General features: G+C 57.4%; 16 protein-coding genes and 1 pseudogene. 8 read left to right on the forward strand and 9 right to left on the reverse strand.

The window, feature by feature from the left end:
- Positions 1-24: 24 nt before the first annotated feature.
- From BK670_RS05725 to BK670_RS05735, 3 genes are all read left to right on the forward strand, one after another.
- A complete protein-coding gene (locus tag BK670_RS05725) occupies positions 25-315 on the forward strand; it encodes a hypothetical protein (RefSeq protein ID WP_123448973.1) in 291 nt (96 codons plus the stop codon).
- Positions 316-553: 238 nt separating this feature from the next.
- Positions 554-871, forward strand: coding sequence for a cytidine deaminase-like fold-containing protein (locus tag BK670_RS05730; protein WP_123448974.1), 318 nt, complete (start codon positions 554-556; stop codon positions 869-871).
- A gap of 1 nt (position 872) precedes the next feature.
- On the forward strand, positions 873-1268 hold the full coding sequence (locus BK670_RS05735) for a DUF6911 family protein (protein WP_123448975.1): 396 nt from the start codon (positions 873-875) through the stop codon (positions 1266-1268).
- 89 nt (positions 1269-1357) lie between these two features.
- Here BK670_RS05735 and BK670_RS05740 read toward each other — a convergent pair whose 3' ends face one another.
- A complete protein-coding gene (locus tag BK670_RS05740; RefSeq protein WP_123448976.1) occupies positions 1358-2401 on the reverse strand; it encodes an LLM class flavin-dependent oxidoreductase in 1044 nt (347 codons plus the stop codon).
- Between the two features lie 147 nt (positions 2402-2548).
- Positions 2549-3034, reverse strand: coding sequence for a flavin reductase family protein (locus BK670_RS05745; RefSeq protein WP_095120372.1), 486 nt, complete (start codon positions 3032-3034; stop codon positions 2549-2551).
- 324 nt (positions 3035-3358) lie between these two features.
- On the opposite strand from BK670_RS05745, the gene BK670_RS05750 reads away from it, so the two are divergent.
- Positions 3359-4798 carry a purine-cytosine permease family protein gene (locus BK670_RS05750; RefSeq protein WP_123448977.1) on the forward strand — a complete coding sequence of 480 codons (1440 nt, stop codon included), beginning with the start codon at positions 3359-3361 and terminating at the stop codon, positions 4796-4798.
- Between the two features lie 337 nt (positions 4799-5135).
- Positions 5136-6236, forward strand: a complete 1101-nt coding sequence (locus BK670_RS05755; protein WP_123448978.1) for a polyamine ABC transporter substrate-binding protein — start codon at positions 5136-5138, stop codon at positions 6234-6236.
- A 123-nt stretch (positions 6237-6359) separates the two neighbouring features.
- On the opposite strand, the gene BK670_RS05765 is transcribed toward BK670_RS05755, so the two are convergent.
- Complete coding sequence (locus BK670_RS05765) at positions 6360-7334, reverse strand: TerC family protein (RefSeq protein WP_123448979.1); 975 nt, start codon at positions 7332-7334, stop codon at positions 6360-6362.
- A 164-nt stretch (positions 7335-7498) separates the two neighbouring features.
- Between BK670_RS05765 and BK670_RS05770 the strand changes: the two genes are divergently transcribed.
- Positions 7499-8443, forward strand: coding sequence for a Dyp-type peroxidase (locus BK670_RS05770; protein WP_123448980.1), 945 nt, complete (start codon positions 7499-7501; stop codon positions 8441-8443).
- Here BK670_RS05770 and BK670_RS05775 read toward each other — a convergent pair whose 3' ends face one another.
- Positions 8444-9232 carry an AraC family transcriptional regulator gene (locus BK670_RS05775; RefSeq protein ID WP_123448981.1) on the reverse strand — a complete coding sequence of 263 codons (789 nt, stop codon included), beginning with the start codon at positions 9230-9232 and terminating at the stop codon, positions 8444-8446. It abuts the gene before it with no gap.
- Between the two features lie 84 nt (positions 9233-9316).
- On the opposite strand from BK670_RS05775, the gene BK670_RS05780 reads away from it, so the two are divergent.
- Together BK670_RS05780 and BK670_RS29470 are read left to right on the forward strand one after the other, a co-directional pair.
- Entirely contained in the window at positions 9317-10315 is a 999-nt protein-coding gene (locus BK670_RS05780; protein WP_123448982.1) for a bile acid:sodium symporter family protein, read from the forward strand.
- 213 nt (positions 10316-10528) lie between these two features.
- Positions 10529-11299, forward strand: a complete 771-nt coding sequence (locus tag BK670_RS29470; protein ID WP_148047004.1) for a hypothetical protein — start codon at positions 10529-10531, stop codon at positions 11297-11299.
- 214 nt (positions 11300-11513) lie between these two features.
- On the opposite strand, the pseudogene yecR reads toward BK670_RS29470, so the two are convergent.
- The 5 genes and pseudogenes from yecR to BK670_RS05805 form a co-directional block, all read right to left on the reverse strand.
- Positions 11514-11820, reverse strand: a pseudogene (gene yecR / locus BK670_RS30060) (YecR family lipoprotein).
- Positions 11821-12053: 233 nt separating this feature from the next.
- The gene (locus BK670_RS29570) at positions 12054-12212 is read right to left on the reverse strand and encodes a hypothetical protein (RefSeq protein ID WP_185036726.1); all 159 of its coding nucleotides are present in this window, start codon (positions 12210-12212) and stop codon (positions 12054-12056) included.
- 45 nt (positions 12213-12257) lie between these two features.
- Positions 12258-12485, reverse strand: coding sequence for a hypothetical protein (locus BK670_RS30065; protein WP_185036727.1), 228 nt, complete (start codon positions 12483-12485; stop codon positions 12258-12260).
- 754 nt (positions 12486-13239) lie between these two features.
- On the reverse strand, positions 13240-14412 hold the full coding sequence (locus tag BK670_RS05800) for a cystathionine gamma-synthase (protein WP_123448984.1): 1173 nt from the start codon (positions 14410-14412) through the stop codon (positions 13240-13242).
- Entirely contained in the window at positions 14409-15785 is a 1377-nt protein-coding gene (locus tag BK670_RS05805; RefSeq protein ID WP_123448985.1) for a pyridoxal-phosphate dependent enzyme, read from the reverse strand. Before BK670_RS05805 ends, BK670_RS05800 begins: the two co-directional genes overlap by 4 nt.
- Between the last annotated feature and the right edge of the window lie 186 nt (positions 15786-15971).

Here is a 15971-nt window from a genome sequence, read left to right on the forward strand (position 1 = left end):
TCTTAGATAAAAAGTGAGGGGGATATGGATTATTTTCAGTTTGAAATAAAAATTATGCCTCTGCTCAAAGGCTACACTGTGACGAGCTCAAAATTCGCAGGCGGAGATTTTGGTGACTTGGAACGAGTAGAGTTGGAAGGCTTTGGGAAACTGGCAACTGTAGAGTTTTGGTCTGAAGGCTGGACGGGTTTTGATATTTATGACTGCACTTGTGATGAGCAAGTCATGAATATTTTAGTCTCTCCCGAGGAGGGAGAACTCATCTCGAATGTAATTGAAGAGTTTGTAGGAAAGTTGAATGGCAAAGCTCAATAAATCTCTTTAGGTAAATGGGGGCAGACCACGTTTAGACAAGGGGGCGGACCACGGCTTTGCAATTTATTCAAAAAACGTGGTCTGTCCCTGAGGGATCCAAATCTACTCCAGGCTCTGCGCCTGATGATGCACCTCATCGCGCAGAGCTTTCTCCAATCTTTTCCAGTCTTCGCTGCCTCCGAACTCTGTGCACCTACGCCAGTATTCCAGGCCAAGGCGCCACAATGAAAGGGGGTAAATGGGGTCTGTCCCCGTTTCCTTCTCTAATCGAGTCACGACCAAAGCGACGTCCACCAAGAAAGTTCTCCCAAATGGCAATATGGCTGATGCACATGCAGAAATTGGTGTGATCCAGCAGGCGTTCACTGCAGGGAAAACGGTCGGGGCGAGTATGGAACTCAGGGTATCTGGAAAGGCAGTATGCGGGTTCTGCCGTGGAGACATTGCTGCTATGGCTAACGAGTCTGGTCTGTCCTCACTTACCATCAAAGAGCTTGCGACAGGTAAAACGCTTTATTGGCGCCCTGGAATGAAATCAGTAAAAGAGGTGAAATAATATGAAGCGCTCTCTCTCTTGGACGGTCGGTTTTGGCAGAACCTGTGAAGGTGGCACGCAAAGAGATCCATCTTGGAATGATGTCGTTGCGCACCTTGAGGAGTCCTGCCGAAATTTGGGGAGTGTAACCCTGGATATTGAAGAATTAGCAGGCTTCGAACTCTTGACATTGCAGGTTGTTGCAGAGACAGGCAAGTACGCACTGACTCTCGGCGTTGATGATGGCGATGACTACGATGTCAAAGTATTTTGCGGCGATAAAAATCGTGCCGGAATCATGCATATCCAAGGCGACGCCGTTGCTGGTTCAGCCATCTGCTCAAATTTTGAGATTGTCGTGGAGATATTCAAGCAGCTCTTCGACAGTGGCCGAGTGTCGCCCGCGCTCATGAACTGACGTTTAACTCGAGCGACTCCGGCTAAAACAAAAAACGCCCCAAATCAACCGGGGCGTTTTTCATTTATCGAACACTAAATTTCGGACGCTCACCGAAACGCCGGCACCACATGCTTGATAAACAACTCCAGCGACTTCTTCTTCTCGTCATGCGGCAAGCTGTTGTCACACCAGAAACTGAACTCATCCACCCCCAGTTCCTGGTAGTACTTGATCCGCGGAATGATCTCTTCCGGCGTACCGATCATCGCCGTCTTGTGCAAACTCTCCAGCTCAAACTCCGGACGTCCGGCAAACTTCTCTTCCGGGCTCGGCGCCAGAAAGCCATTGACCGGAGTTTCCTTATTGCCGAACCACGCATCGAAGGTGCGATAAAAACGTGAGATCGCTTTCGCGCCGACTTTCCAGCCGTCCGGATTATCAGCGGTGTGCACATGAGTATGGCGCAGCACCATCAATTGCGGGCGCGGCACATCCGGGTTGTTGTCCAGCGCCGTCTGGAACTTGTTCTTCAAGTCGAGGACTTCTTCGTCGCCCTTCATCAGCGGCGTGACCATCACGTTGCAGCCGTTGGCCACCGCGAAGTTGTGCGAATCCGGGTCGCGGGCGGCGATCCACATCGGTGGGTTCGGTTTCTGGACCGGCTTCGGCACGCTGGTGGACGTGGGGAATTTCCAGATATCGCCGTCATGGGCGTAGTCGCCTTGCCACAGGGCGCGGACCACCGGGACCATTTCGCGCAATGCCTGGCCACCGCTGGAGGCAGGCATGCCGCCGGCCATGCGATCGAATTCAACCTGATAGGCACCACGGGCCAGGCCGACTTCCATGCGGCCGTTGCTGATGACGTCGAGCAACGCGCATTCACCGGCAACGCGCAACGGGTGCCAGAACGGCGCGATGATGGTGCCGGCGCCGAGGTGAATGGTGGTGGTTTTGGCGGCGAGGTAGGCGAGCAATGGCATCGGGCTCGGCGAGATGGTGTATTCCATGGCGTGGTGTTCGCCGATCCACACGGTGCTGAAACCGCCGGCCTCGGCCATCAGGGTCAGTTCGGTGAGGTCTTCGAACAGTTGGCGGTGGCTGACGCTTTCGTCCCAGCGTTCCATGTGGATGAACAGGGAAAATTTCATGACGCTTCCTCGGATCTTTTATTGTTGAGGCTACATGTGGGAGCGGGCTTGCTCGCGATTGCGGTGTGTCACAAAACACATCGACATCGGATAAATCGCTATCGCGAGCAGGCTCACTCCTACAGTTGATTTGTGCGGATCTGACGATCAGGCCAGTACTGGCAGGGCGCCCATCTTGCCGTGGCAATACACCAGCGGTCCGCTGTGCTGTTCGGGGACGATCAGGTTCTTCACCGCGCCGACCATGATGGCGTGGTCGCCGCCTTCGTATTCGCGCCACAGCTCACATTCGATGATAGCCGTCGCGTTGGCGAGGATCGGGTTACCCAATTCACTCAAGGTCCACTCGATGCCTTGCGCCTTGTCCTTGCCTTTGCGGGCGAAGGCGTAGGCTTCGCTTTGCTGGCCGCCGGACAGAACGTGGATGGCAAAGCGCTTGTTCTTGATCAGCACCGGATAGGAATCAGAGCTGTAGTTGGGGCAGAACAGCACCAGCGCCGGGTCCATCGACAGCGAGCTGAACGCACTGGCGGTCAGGCCGACGATCTGACCGTCATCGTCCAGGGTGGTGATAACGGTTACGCCGGACGGGAACGAGCCCATGACTTGTTTGTAGATGGCGGCATCGATCATTGGTCGGTCCTCGGGTGATGTGTTGCTGTTTTTATGTGTTTGTTGGTCTGATGGTATACCAGTATTCGATCTTTGCAAGGGCTTTTAAGCTGAACCGATAAACGTGCCACGTTCGTCGGAAACTCAGCATTTACGGGGCTTTCGGCTGGTCTGCAAGCCGCAGTTTCCGCGAGGATTGCGTATCAGCTGGCGTCGTAAACTACGGAGCAGTCTTGTGGATTTTTTGGAATACCATAATATGGTCTGCATCTGAGGGGCGGCCAGAGAGTCCTCCCGGTTTGGCTTCATACAACGATAAGAACAGACAAACTCGAGTTCATGCATATGTCCCAGATGTCCCGGCAAGATCCGTTGATCGAGAATCACACGGTCGACTACGTCCCACTCGCGGAACGCCACGGGAAGGCCCGCGACCTGTTCACCCTTTGGTTCAGCACCAACATTGCGCCACTGCCCATCGTCACCGGCGCCATGGTGGTTCAGGTGTTCCATCTCGATTTGCTTTGGGGGCTGCTGGCGATTGCGCTGGGGCACCTGATCGGCGGCGTGGTGATCGCACTGGCGTCGGCGCAAGGCCCGCGCATGGGCATTCCGCAAATGGTCCAGAGTCGCGGCCAGTTCGGTCGTTACGGCGCGCTGCTGATCGTGTTCTTCGCCGCGCTCATCTACATCGGTTTCTTTATTTCCAACATCGTCCTGGCGGGCAAATCCATCGTCGGCATCGCGCCCTCGGTGCCGGCGCCGTTGAGCATTTTGATCGGTGCGCTGGCGGCCACGGCGATTGGCGTGATCGGCTACAACTTCATTCACACGCTCAATCGCATCGGTACGTGGGTGATGGGTGGCGCGTTGCTCGCCGGTTTCATCTATATCTTTGCCCATGACTTGCCGGCGGATTTTCTTAGCCGTGGCAGCTTCAACCTGTCCGGTTGGCTGGCGACGGTGTCGCTGGGGATCATCTGGCAGATCAGTTTCTCGCCTTACGTCTCCGATTACTCGCGCTATCTGCCGGCAGATATCGGCATAGCCAAGCCGTTCTGGGCGACTTATCTGGGTGCGACGCTGGGCACTATTCTGTCCTTCAGCTTCGGCGCGGTTGCCGTGCTGGCCACTCCGGAAGGCACCGAAGCGATGGTCGCGGTCAAGCAATCGACGGGTTGGCTCGGGCCGATTCTGATGGTGTTGTTTCTGCTCAATATCATCAGCCACAACGCGCTGAACCTGTATGGCGCGGTGCTCTCGATCATCACCTCGATTCAGACTTTTGCCAGTCAATGGACGCCGAGCATCAAGGTGCGCGTAGTGTTGTCGAGCGTGGTGCTGGCGGGTTGCTGCGTGGTTGCACTCGGTGCGTCGGCGGATTTCATTTCCGAGTTCATCGGTTTGATTCTGGCGTTGTTGCTGGTGCTGGTGCCGTGGGCGTCGATCAATCTGATCGACTTCTACCTGATCAAGCGCGGCTGCTACGACATTACCTCGATCTTCTGCGCCGATGGTGGAATCTACGGACGCTTTAATCTGCACGCGATCATTGCTTACTTCATCGGCATCATCGTGCAGTTACCGTTTGCCAATACCTCGCTGTACGTCGGGCCTTACGCCAATCTGGTCGAGGGTGCGGATTTATCATGGCTGGTGGGCCTGGTGGTTACCGTTCCGCTGTATTACTGCCTGGCGACACGCGGCCAGGCTGAGCAGAGCAGGGCGGCGCAATTGGGCTGTGGCGAGGGGATTTATCCCCGCTCGGCTGCGAAGCAGTCGTAAAGTTGGCGAACGCGGCGCCCTTGTAGATGAAGGGGGCCGCTTCGCAGCCCAACGGGGATAAATCCCCTCGCCACAATGACTCCTGGCTTCTACTGTTTGCGACTGAACAGTATTACAGCGGTGCTATACATCCTCCTTCCGCATCCCGATGGTCATTCAAATTGGCCACATCGATCCCCTTTTGGCCCATCCCCCACTGTGCTCCGGCTACGCTGTCAGCAAGAATCAAAGCCACAACCAGACGCTGAACCTTTTATTTCCTTGGCTACGTTTACAGCCGCTGCCGTGTACAGAACATAAAAACCATCGAACTCACGCTGCCTTTTGGGGAACAACCATGGTCACGATGAAACGCATTCTGGGTGCCACTGTGTGTGGGCTGACGCTGTTGGCCGGCGCCGTCCAGGCTGAGCAACGCGAACTGCGCGTCTACAACTGGGCGGATTACATCCTGCCGTCCGTGCCCAAGGATTTCGCCGCAAAAAGCGGCATCAAAGTGACCTGGGACACCTTCGACACCAACGAATCCCTCGAAGCCAAACTGCTGACCGGCAACTCCGGTTACGACCTGGTGGTGCCGTCGAATCAGTTCCTTGAAACGCAGATCAAGGCTGGCGTGTTTCAGAAACTGGATAAATCCAAACTGCCGAACTGGAGCCACCAGGATCCGGAACTGTTGAAACTGCTGGGCAAGAACGATCCGGGCAACCAGTACGGCGTGCCCTACATGGTCGGCACCGTCCTGATCGGCTTCAACCCGGCCAAGGTCAAGGCAGCATTGGGCGACAACGCGCCGGTGGACAGTTGGGATCTGGTGTTCAAACCGGAGAACATGGAAAAACTCAAATCCTGCGGCGTGGCGATGCTTGATTCGCCGACGGAAATCCTGCCGCTGGCCCTGCATTACCTCGGTCTCGACCCGAATAGCCAGAACCCCGCCGACTATGAAAAAGCCAAGGAGCTGATGCTCAAGGTTCGCCCGTACGTGACCTACTTCAACTCGGCTAAATACATGACCGACATTGCCAACGGCGACATCTGCGTGGCCATCGGTTACTCCGGCAGCTTCTATCAGTTCGGCAATCGCGCCAAAGAGGCGAAAAACGGCGTAGTGGTCGACTGGCGTCTGCCGAAGGAAGGCGCGCCGATCTGGTTCGACACCTTCGCCATTCCGAAAAGCGCGAAGAACGTCGCCGAAGCGCATGAGTTCCTCAACAACCTGCTCGATCCGAAAGTGATCGCACCGATCAGCGACTTCCTCGGTTACCCGAATGCGAACAAAGATTCGATTCCGCTGATCAACAAGGAAATCACTGACAACCCGAACCTGACACCCACCCCGGAAGCGTTGAAAAACCTCTACGTCGTGCAACCGTTGCCGCAGAAACTCGAGCGCGTGCGCACCCGCGTATGGACCAACATCAAGTCTGATAAATAACAATCACCGCAATCAAAATGTGGGAGCGAGCCTGCTCGCGAAAGCGGTGTGTCATTCAACTTCGATGTTGACTGGTCCGACGTCTTCGCGAGCAGGCTCGCTCCCACAGGGTTTTGTGTGGTGTCATTCAGTGCTGCGTTCGCGTTCTCGGGTGACCACCAGGCTCAGCAGAACCGAACTCAGAATCACCCCGCCGACCACCGCCAGCGACCATTCCACCGGCATGTGCAACCACGGCATCAAGACCATTTTGCCGCCGATAAACACCAGCACAATCGCCAGTCCATACTTGAGCAAGTGAAAGCGGTCGGCCATGTCCGCCAGCAGGAAATACAACGCCCGCAGGCCCATGATCGCGAAGATATTCGAAGTGAAGACAATGAACGGGTCAGTCGTCACGGCGAAGATTGCCGGGATGCTGTCGACCGCGAACATCAAGTCACTGGCCTCGATCAACACCAGCACCAGGAACATCGGGGTGGCCCAGCGCACGCCGTTCTGCAGGACGAAAAACCGTTCACCATGAAAACCACTGGTGATGCGCATATGCCCGCGCACCCAGCGCAGCAACGGATTTTTTTCCAGATCGGGTTGATGGTCGGCAAACACCAGCATCTTGATCCCGGTGATGATCAGGAACACGCCGAACGCATACAGCAGCCACTCGAACTGCGACACCAGCCAGACACCGGCAAAAATCATCACCGCGCGCATCACGATCGCGCCAAGCACGCCGTACAGCAGCACCCGTCGCTGCAGCTCCGGCGGCACGGCGAAGTAGCTGAAGATCATCACGAAGATGAACATGTTATCGATCGATAGCGATTGCTCGATCAGATAACCGGTGAGGAATTCGAGGGTTTTCTGCCGGGCGATCTCGGCGCCGAACGCGCCGTGCAGATACCACCAGAGCAGCGCCGCGAAACTCAGTGCCAGCAAGCACCAGGCGATGACCCAGGACAAGGCTTCGCGCACTGACACCCGATGCGCCTTGCGCCCACCGAAGACAAACAGGTCCAATGCCAGCATGGCAAGCACGAAGACGATGAAGGCGCCCCACATCCATGGTTCGCCGATATTAATGTTTGTGGCTGGCATGTCACGCTCCCTGTCTATTCTCGGATTGGGGTCAGACGAGGCCATGCTAGCGACGCTTTTGCGGCAAAGAAAAATCGTTTATTTCTGCGCAACAGTTCGTTAAAAACGAACTATCAGCCCTCGTTAGCAGCACGGGCACTTTTTAGGGAGCAGCGTTTTCAGCGATGAATACCGACATCCTCGAACCTCAAGCGGTGTGCAGTCCGATCACCAGCAGCGCGATTTTCATCGTTGCGACGCTGAATGCGGGGGCTGAAGCCGCGCAAACCGTCAAAGACTGGTGCGGCGATGTCGCCGGCCTGGTGCGTTCGGTTGGCAAGCGCGTACCGACAGGCAATCTGACGTGCATCTGCGGCTTTTCCTCGAACGCCTGGGATCGCCTGTTTGGCAGTCCGCGCCCGGCGTCCCTGCACGGTTTTCGCGAGTTTGGCGGGGAAGGGCGGCACGCGCCGGCAACCCCGGGCGATCTGCTGCTACACATTCGCGCCGATCAAATGGACCTGTGTTTTGAACTGGCCACGCAAATCATGGCGGTTCTCGGCGATGCGGTGACCGTGGTCGATGAGGTTCAGGGTTTCCGCTATTTCGACATGCGCAGCATCATCGGTTTTGTCGACGGCACGGAAAACCCGGTCGGGCGCAAAGCGGTGAATTTCACCATTGTCGGTGACGAAGATCCGGGCTTCAGCGGCGGCAGCTACGTGCTGGTGCAGAAGTACCTGCACAACATGACCGCGTGGAACGGCCTGAGCGTTGAAGCGCAGGAGCGCGTTATCGGTCGCACCAAGCTCTCCGACATCGAACTGGATGACGCGGTCAAACCGAGCAACTCGCACAGCGCACTGACCACCATTACCAATGCTGACGGCGAGGAAGTGAAGATCCTCCGTGACAACATGCCGTTCGGCCGGCCAGGGACAGGGGAGTTCGGCACGTTCTTCATCGGTTACGCGCGCTCGCCCGAGCCGATGGAGCAGATGCTGGAAAACATGTTCGTCGGCAAGCCACCGGGCAACTACGACAAGTTGCTGGACTTCAGCACGGCTGTTACTGGGAGCCTGTATTTCGTGCCGTCGGCGGATTTGCTGGAGGACTTGGCGGATCGCTGATCAGCGAAAAAACTCACCGGGCGTTTCCCCGAACTGTTGGCGAAACGCCGCAATAAATGCCGAGGTCGAGTCGTAACCGCAGGCCAGTGCGACGTCAGTGACGCGTTCGCCTTTCTCCAGCGGTGTCAGCGCACCGAGCAGGCGCAAACGCTGACGCCAGGCGCGGAAGGTCAGGCCGGTGTCGCGCAGAAACAGACGGGTGAGGGTCTTCTCGGTGACACCGAACTTTTCGCTCCAGTGGCTTAGCGTGGTCTGCTGTTCCGGATGTTGTTCCAGGCTCAGGTAGATCTGCTTCAAGCGGGCATCTTGCGGCAACGGCAGCATCAGATCGATCTGCGGCGCCTCGGCCAGTTGATCGAGGATCACTTGGGCCAGACGTCCGTGCGGGCCGCTTTGGTCGTATTCCACCGGAACCTCACTGAACGCGCGGATCAATTCCCTGAGCAGATCGCTGACGCCGAGTACATGACAACGCTCGAGCGCCCATCCGGCGACGCTGCAATCGATGTAGAGGCTGCGCATTTCGGTGTGCGGCGAGCTGAACACCCGATGTGGCACGCCCGCCGGGATCCACACGGCGCGCTCCGGTGGGGCGACAAAGCGGCCGGCGCTGGTCTGTATTTCCAGCACACCTTGAATCGCGTAGGACAACTGCACCCACGGGTGGCTGTGGCGCCGGGTCAGTGCGCGATTGGGCAGCGATTCGGTGCGCCCGTAGAGTGGACGCGGCAGGCTGGGCAGCCCGGGAATGCTGCGACGGACGCTTTTGTCATGTCCTTTAGGCGGCATCTTGTGGCCCTTCGGCGTTAGTCGGTAATTCGCTGCCACGTTAGAGTCGTCGGCACGCACTGGCAACCCCCGGATGAACCGACCATGACTCGCCCACGTTTTTTGCCCGACAACTTCACCCTGACGCTGATCGGCGTCGTGCTGCTGGCCAGTTTCCTGCCGGCCAGCGGCCAAGTCGCCGTCGGCTTCGGCTGGCTGACCAACATCGCCATCGCGCTGCTGTTTTTCCTGCATGGCGCCAAGCTTTCCCGCGAATCGATCATCGCCGGTGCCGGTCACTGGCGCCTGCATTTGCTGGTGTTCAGCCTGACCTTTGTGCTGTTCCCGATTCTCGGTCTGGCGCTGAAACCGCTGTTGTCCCCGCTGATCGGCGATAAGTTATACATGGGCATGCTCTACCTGTGCGCACTGCCGGCCACGGTGCAGTCGGCGATCGCTTTCACCTCGCTGGCCCGGGGCAATATCCCGGCGGCGATCTGCAGCGCGGCGGCATCGAGCCTGTTCGGGATTTTCCTCACGCCATTGTTGGTCACGCTGTTGCTCAACGTGCACGGTGACGGCGGTTCGACGCTGGACGCGATCCTGAAAATCAGCGTGCAATTGCTGCTGCCATTCATTGCCGGGCAGATCGCCCGTCGCTGGATCGGTGCGTGGGTCGGGCGCAACAAGAACTGGCTGAAATTTGTTGATCAGGGCTCGATTCTGTTGGTGGTCTACGGCGCGTTCAGCGAGGCGGTCAACGAAGGCATCTGGCATCAGATTCCGGTCGTTGATCTGCTGGGATTGGTGGTGGTCTGCTGCATTCTGCTGGCGCTGGTGCTGTTGGCGTCGACGCTGTTGGGCAAGGCGTTCGGCTTCAGCCAGGATGATCGCATCACCATCCTTTTCTGCGGCTCGAAAAAGAGTCTGGCCACTGGCGTGCCGATGGCGCAGGTGTTGTTTGCCGGCAGCACGATTGGCGTGTTGATCCTGCCGTTGATGTTGTTCCATCAGATTCAGTTGATGGTCTGTGCGGTGCTGGCGCAGCGTTATGCCAAACGCCCTGAGTCAGTACCCGAGCTGATGGCGCAGGTGGATCCGTGATACTGAGAGATAATTTGATTCTCAGGGCGTCGCGCGCAGATGGCCTCGGCAGTCTATTCGACATTTATGGTGATCCGAAAACCAGTCAGTTTTCGGTTGACTGAATTTTGTCAGGACTACGTTTTCAACTCAGACAGTACTCGCAGCGTTTTTGAGTCTTTCATCATGGTACGATTCGGCGGTTTTTAGGGAAATTCAACTGAAGGGTCCATTATGGATAATGAGAATGGCGTGATCTCCGCTTTTGTAGATAATCTGAACAATCTGGCGGCAAAGTGCGGAGCAATCTTCAAGCATTATCCAACGGGTGGCGCTGATAGAAAATTATTGGGTGATGCTGTATTCACAAATTCAGTGAACTATAGTTTGGTTGAGTTCAAAGATTCCCTGTCGAAAAATAAATCTGAAAAAAAGAAGAATTTACGCGTATACCCGGTTTGTGAGTCGCTTTATGAGAACTCGCGTATGCGGGAGCTTCATAATAAATGCCATTTCTTTGCTGGGGATGATGTGGATGGTGCGCAGACTTTCTATATCTACCGGGACGCGGTATGTAATACGCAAGTGTTGCAAGGATTCTTCGGAGAGCGATTGAAGTGCTTGTATACTAAGTGTGATCCAAGCAAAGAAATTGAATTGTATGATTATGCCGTTGATCTGTTCTCCGGCGGTTCTCTGTATGCATTGCCCGCCAAAGAGTTTGATGAGTATCTTAATATGCTTGTCAGCGTCACTACGAAGGGTAAAAAAGGAAGTGAAATTTGTTTGATAGCTGCACGGCGAGACGAGAAAAACAAATGTTTCTCCATACGCTTTGACAGTGTCGGTGAACTGCATGAATGGTTTCAGAAAGAGGTTTTGAGGATCACAAAAAACAATAGCCCGGGTAGTGGGCAAACAGATGCGTCAGGTTCGAAGCCGAAATCCAATCCGCTAAAACCTTCAAAATCAGGTGGTAGTGGCGGCTGGGACGGCCCGAGCTGAGGGGCTAGAATTGATCTGGAGCGTTAGATCATATTTCTCTCTGGACAAACCAAGGTCCAAAAAGGCGCTGGAAAATCACTCGGTTCAAATACACAAGCGCTAACTTCCCCCCGAATATCTCACCGTCGCCGCAGCCCGGGAGGGCACGTTCAACTCGCGCTCTTCATGACTGACCCATTGTCATCGCCAGCAGGCTGGCTCCTACAGCTTCAGATCAGCGCTTGCACAGGTAATCTTGAGTGATGGTGGTTTGCAGGCAGTTGTATTGCTCCATGGTCCGGCAGATGTTTTTCTCGGAGCCGATGACCTCGGCATTTTTATAACCCCAAGTCTTGCAGCGTTGCGCGGCGACTGTCAGGCCTTGTTCGGCGCTGGTCTGGCCGCTTTCGAATTGACCCAGTTCATAGGAGACCTGGACGACGCGATCGTTTGCTGCCGCCGGTGGCTTCCCATTGTTTTGGAGTGGCGCAGCCGGTGACGAGCAGGGCGCTAAGTTTGAGTGTTGCGATCAGGGATTTCATGGTGTTTCTTCCTTGGTGTTGTTCTGATTTCCAGGCACAACGATCCCGCACGCTGCGAACGGGCAACGTTGAGGAACATTGGGGTTGCGGGGGAATATAACGCCAGCGGACAGGGCGGTCGACTAGCACAAATGTGCTAGTGCGGCGCGCAACAGGCGGCTCGCTGGAGCCGTCTGCCGGGCCTGGGGAGAATTATTGCGGGCTGTTGAACTGGTCGGAATAACTACCCGTCATCAACGCGGAGGCAACACGATCAGAGCCAACGCCGACACGCGAATAGGCAACCCGGTTGACGCCGGTACGATCAGCGCCATCAGAAGCGACCGCGCCTGCACCGAGATGATCAGAACCGTCAGAAGCGAACGCCCCCGCGCCAACATGATCAGCGCCATCAGAGGCTACCGCGCCAGCACCGACATGATCAGCACCGTCGGAGGCTACCGCGCCAGCACCGACATGAGCGGCCCCGTCAGAAGCCACCGCGCCAGCGCCAACATGGTCGGCCCCGTCAGACGCAACAGCGCCCGCACCGACATGGTCAGCACCGTCAGAAGCCACGGCGCCTGCACCGACATGGTCAGCACCGTCAGAAGCCACGGCGCCCGCGCCAACATGATCGGCGCCGTCAGAAGCGACCGCACCTGCGCCAACATGATCTGAGCCATCTGAAGCTACCGACCCGGCACCCACATGATCCGATCCATCGGACGCCAACGCCTGCGGCTGCGCCGCCCAGACATTGGGCACCACCACGGTCGCCACGACCGCCAGAAGCACGCCTGACAATAGCTTGTGTTTCATAGTTTTCTCCATGACCCGGCAGCCGCAAAGCGATAAGGCGTTGTTGCCAAGTGTTCGCTGGTGCTGCGAACCATTGGCCTGGGTCAGTCTGGTGGGCGAAAGGCACGGGCACACCGTCAGGTGTGCGGGTGTCGACAGAATCATGATCGAACCGATTGAGTATAGATCGCGATTGCGAGCCGGGGCGGTGGAGGAGCGACGAGCGTTAGGCGCTTCTCTTCCTGCGCGATTCAGGCAAAGCTCGAATCAGTCTAAAAACACTGATCCACGTTGACGAACCTTTGCTAGGCTCAAAGATGTAGGCGAAGACGCAGACTGATGCGCAATCGGATAGCAAGGGGGCGTGGGGCGCGCTCCGAAAGGTACACGGTTAGAAAGATCTCCGCGCTGAGATCCAGCCCTTATGCCGTGTGAAGCAGCCGAGGCCGTACCTTTTCAATTTGGCCTGGTACTGTGGGAAGCCCGATAAACCTTGTAAGCCAGAGACCAGCACTGGCCGCCTGCTCAAACACCAAAGCCCGCTTCGTGCGGGCTTTGTCGTTCTCCACAGATCTCCCGCGTACCCCTGTGGCGAGGGGATTTATCCCCGTTGGGCTGCGATGCAGCCCCTTCAAAGAATCACATCTTAGCCAAAGCCTGCGCCAAATCCGCCCGCAGATCCTCAACATCCTCAACCCCCACCGACAGCCGCACCAACCCGTCACCAATCCCCAGTTTTGCCCGAGTATCAGCCGGAATGGTCGCGTGGGTCATGATCGCCGGATGCTCGATCAGGCTTTCCACACCGCCCAGACTTTCCGCCAGGGCGAAGATCTTCACGTTCTCCAAAAACCGCCGTGCACCGGCCAGATCGCTGTTCAGATCCACGGAAATCATCCCGCCGAAACCGCGCATCTGGCGCTTGGCCAACTCATGCTGTGGATGCGAGGCCAGCCCCGGATAGTAGACGCGTTTGACCTGCGGCTGCTGTTCCAGCCACTGCGCCAGGTCCAGCGCATTGCTGCAATGACGCTCCATGCGCAGTGCCAGGGTTTTCACCCCGCGCAAGGTCAGGAACGCATCGAACGGCCCGGCAATCGCACCGACGGCGTTTTGTAGAAAACCCAGTTTCTCCGCCAGTTCAGCGTTTTGCCCGACCACGGCAATCCCGCCGATCACGTCGGAGTGGCCGTTCAAATACTTGGTGGTCGAGTGCAGCACGATGTCGAAACCCAACTCCAGCGGCCGCTGGATATACGGGCTGGCAAAGGTGTTGTCGGCCACGCTGATGATCCCGCGTGCACGGCAGATACGGGCGATAGCGGCGAGGTCCGACAGGCTCAGCAGCGGGTTGGTCGGTGACTCGACAATCACCAGGCGTGTGTCGTCCTGCAGCGCCGCTTCGAACGCCGCCAGGTCAGTCAGATCGACGTAGCTGAAACGGTGTCCGGCACTGCGCTGACGGACCTTGTCGAACAGGCGGAACGTGCCGCCGTACAAGTCATTGCCGGAGATGACGTGCGAACCGGCATCGATCAGTTCGAGCACCGTGGAAATCGTTGCCAGCCCGGAAGCAAAGGCGAACGCGCGGGTGCCACCTTCAAGGTCCGCCACGCAACGCTCAAGGGCAAAACGTGTCGGGTTGTGCGAGCGCCCGTAATCGAAACCCTTGTGCACGCCGGGGCTGTCTTGCAGGTAGGTGGAGTTGGCGTAGATCGGCGGCATCAGCGCGCCGGTGGTCGGGTCCGGTTCCTGCCCGGCGTGGATCACCCGGGTCGCAAAGCCTTGGGATTTATCGTCGTGCTGACTCATGCGAGGGATCTCCGTAATTGGTTGAGCATGTCGGTGCGGGTGATCAGGCCATGGAAGCCCGATGCATCGGCGATGATCGCGACGAGGCCACGGCTGAGCACCGCTTCCAGCTCAGCAAGGCTGGCGCCCGGGGCGAGGGTCTGCAGCTTGTCGGTCATCACGCTGGACACCGATTGGCTGAAGCGGGCGGCATCTTCGTGCACCGCCAGCAGGATGTCCGATTCGTCGATCACCCCGACCAGTTGCTTGCCTTCCACCAGCACCGGCAGTTGCGAGACATCGGCAAGGCGCATGCGCTGAAATGCGGTCAGCAGCGTATCGCCAGGGCCGACGCTGATCACGCGGCCGTCCTCGAAACGTCGGGCGATCAGGTCGCGCAAGTCGCCGTAGCCTTTGCGCTGCAACAAACCTTGATCGGTCATCCACTGGTCGTTGTAGACCTTCGACAAGTAGCGTGTGCCGGTGTCGCAAACGAAGCTGACCACACGTTTCGGCTCGGTCTGTTCGCGGCAATAACGCAGTGCGGCGGCGAGCAGGGTGCCGGTCGATGAGCCGCCGAGAATGCCTTCGGCCTTGAGCAACTGGCGGGCGTGAGCGAAGCTTTCTTCATCGCTGATCGAGTAGGCGTGGCGCACGCTGGAGAGGTCGGTGATCGACGGGATGAAATCCTCGCCGATGCCTTCCACCGCCCATGACCCGGGCTTGGGCAGGGAGCCGTCGCGGCTGTATTGCGCCATTACCGAACCGACCGGGTCGGCCAAGACCATTTCCAGATCCGGCTGCACGCGTTTGAAGAAGCGGCTCAGGCCCGTCAGCGTGCCGGCCGAACCGACACCGACGACGATGGCGTCCAGGTCATGTTCGGTCTGCGCCCAGATCTCCGGCGCGGTGCTGCATTCGTGGGCCAGCGGGTTGGCCGGGTTGTTGAACTGGTCGGCGAAAAACGCGCCGGGAATGTCTTTCGCCAAACGCGCGGCGACGTCCTGGTAATACTCGGGGTGACCCTTGCCGACGTCGGAACGGGTGATGTGCACCTCGGCGCCCATGGCCTTCAAGTGCAGGACTTTCTCGGTGGACATTTTGTCCGGCACCACCAGCACCACGCGATAACCTTTGGCGCGGCCAACCAGTGCCAGGCCCAGGCCGGTGTTGCCGGCGGTGGCCTCAACGATGGTGCCACCGGGTTGCAGACGACCATCACGCTCAGCGGCGTCGATCATGGCCAGACCGATGCGGTCCTTGATCGACCCCCCGGGGTTCTGCGATTCGAGTTTGAGAAACAGCGTGCAAGGCCCGGTGTCGAAGCGGGTGACTTGAACCAGCGGAGTGTTGCCTATCAGCCCAAGTACCGCAGGGCGTGATTCCTTTGACATTTCTTCACCTCTTAGTGGTGTTGATCGCGTTCCATTCGCGGGGAAAGACTCGCGTGCAACATAGGCTCAGACATCAACTGTCGCAACCTTTAGTAGGTTGGAATTACTGCCATTTCGATCTAACGATAGAACTAAAGCACAAAGCGCGTGAGGCGATTCGAGCGCGTTTACATTCAGGCGCCATTG

It is taken from the genome of Pseudomonas fluorescens (assembly GCF_003732425.1).
Classification (GTDB): domain Bacteria; phylum Pseudomonadota; class Gammaproteobacteria; order Pseudomonadales; family Pseudomonadaceae; genus Aquipseudomonas; species Aquipseudomonas fluorescens_BE.

Excerpts from the sequence above, each read along its gene's own strand:
- BK670_RS05725 (WP_123448973.1), top strand. The coding sequence starts at position 25 with ATGGATTATTTTCAGTTTGAAATAAAAATTATGCCTCTGCTCAAAGGC.
- BK670_RS05730 (WP_123448974.1), top strand. The coding sequence starts at position 554 with ATGGGGTCTGTCCCCGTTTCCTTCTCTAATCGAGTCACGACCAAAGCG.
- BK670_RS05735 (WP_123448975.1), top strand. The coding sequence starts at position 873 with ATGAAGCGCTCTCTCTCTTGGACGGTCGGTTTTGGCAGAACCTGTGAA.
- BK670_RS05740 (WP_123448976.1), bottom strand. The coding sequence starts at position 2,401 with ATGAAATTTTCCCTGTTCATCCACATGGAACGCTGGGACGAAAGCGTC.
- BK670_RS05745 (WP_095120372.1), bottom strand. The coding sequence starts at position 3,034 with ATGATCGATGCCGCCATCTACAAACAAGTCATGGGCTCGTTCCCGTCC.
- BK670_RS05750 (WP_123448977.1), top strand. The coding sequence starts at position 3,359 with ATGTCCCAGATGTCCCGGCAAGATCCGTTGATCGAGAATCACACGGTC.
- BK670_RS05755 (WP_123448978.1), top strand. The coding sequence starts at position 5,136 with ATGGTCACGATGAAACGCATTCTGGGTGCCACTGTGTGTGGGCTGACG.
- BK670_RS05765 (WP_123448979.1), bottom strand. The coding sequence starts at position 7,334 with ATGCCAGCCACAAACATTAATATCGGCGAACCATGGATGTGGGGCGCC.
- BK670_RS05770 (WP_123448980.1), top strand. The coding sequence starts at position 7,499 with ATGAATACCGACATCCTCGAACCTCAAGCGGTGTGCAGTCCGATCACC.
- BK670_RS05775 (WP_123448981.1), bottom strand. The coding sequence starts at position 9,232 with ATGCCGCCTAAAGGACATGACAAAAGCGTCCGTCGCAGCATTCCCGGG.
- BK670_RS05780 (WP_123448982.1), top strand. The coding sequence starts at position 9,317 with ATGACTCGCCCACGTTTTTTGCCCGACAACTTCACCCTGACGCTGATC.
- BK670_RS29470 (WP_148047004.1), top strand. The coding sequence starts at position 10,529 with ATGGATAATGAGAATGGCGTGATCTCCGCTTTTGTAGATAATCTGAAC.
- BK670_RS29570 (WP_185036726.1), bottom strand. The coding sequence starts at position 12,212 with ATGGCGCTGATCATGTTGGCGCGGGGGCGTTCGCTTCTGACGGTTCTG.
- BK670_RS30065 (WP_185036727.1), bottom strand. The coding sequence starts at position 12,485 with ATGGCTCAGATCATGTTGGCGCAGGTGCGGTCGCTTCTGACGGCGCCG.
- BK670_RS05800 (WP_123448984.1), bottom strand. The coding sequence starts at position 14,412 with ATGAGTCAGCACGACGATAAATCCCAAGGCTTTGCGACCCGGGTGATC.
- BK670_RS05805 (WP_123448985.1), bottom strand. The coding sequence starts at position 15,785 with ATGTCAAAGGAATCACGCCCTGCGGTACTTGGGCTGATAGGCAACACT.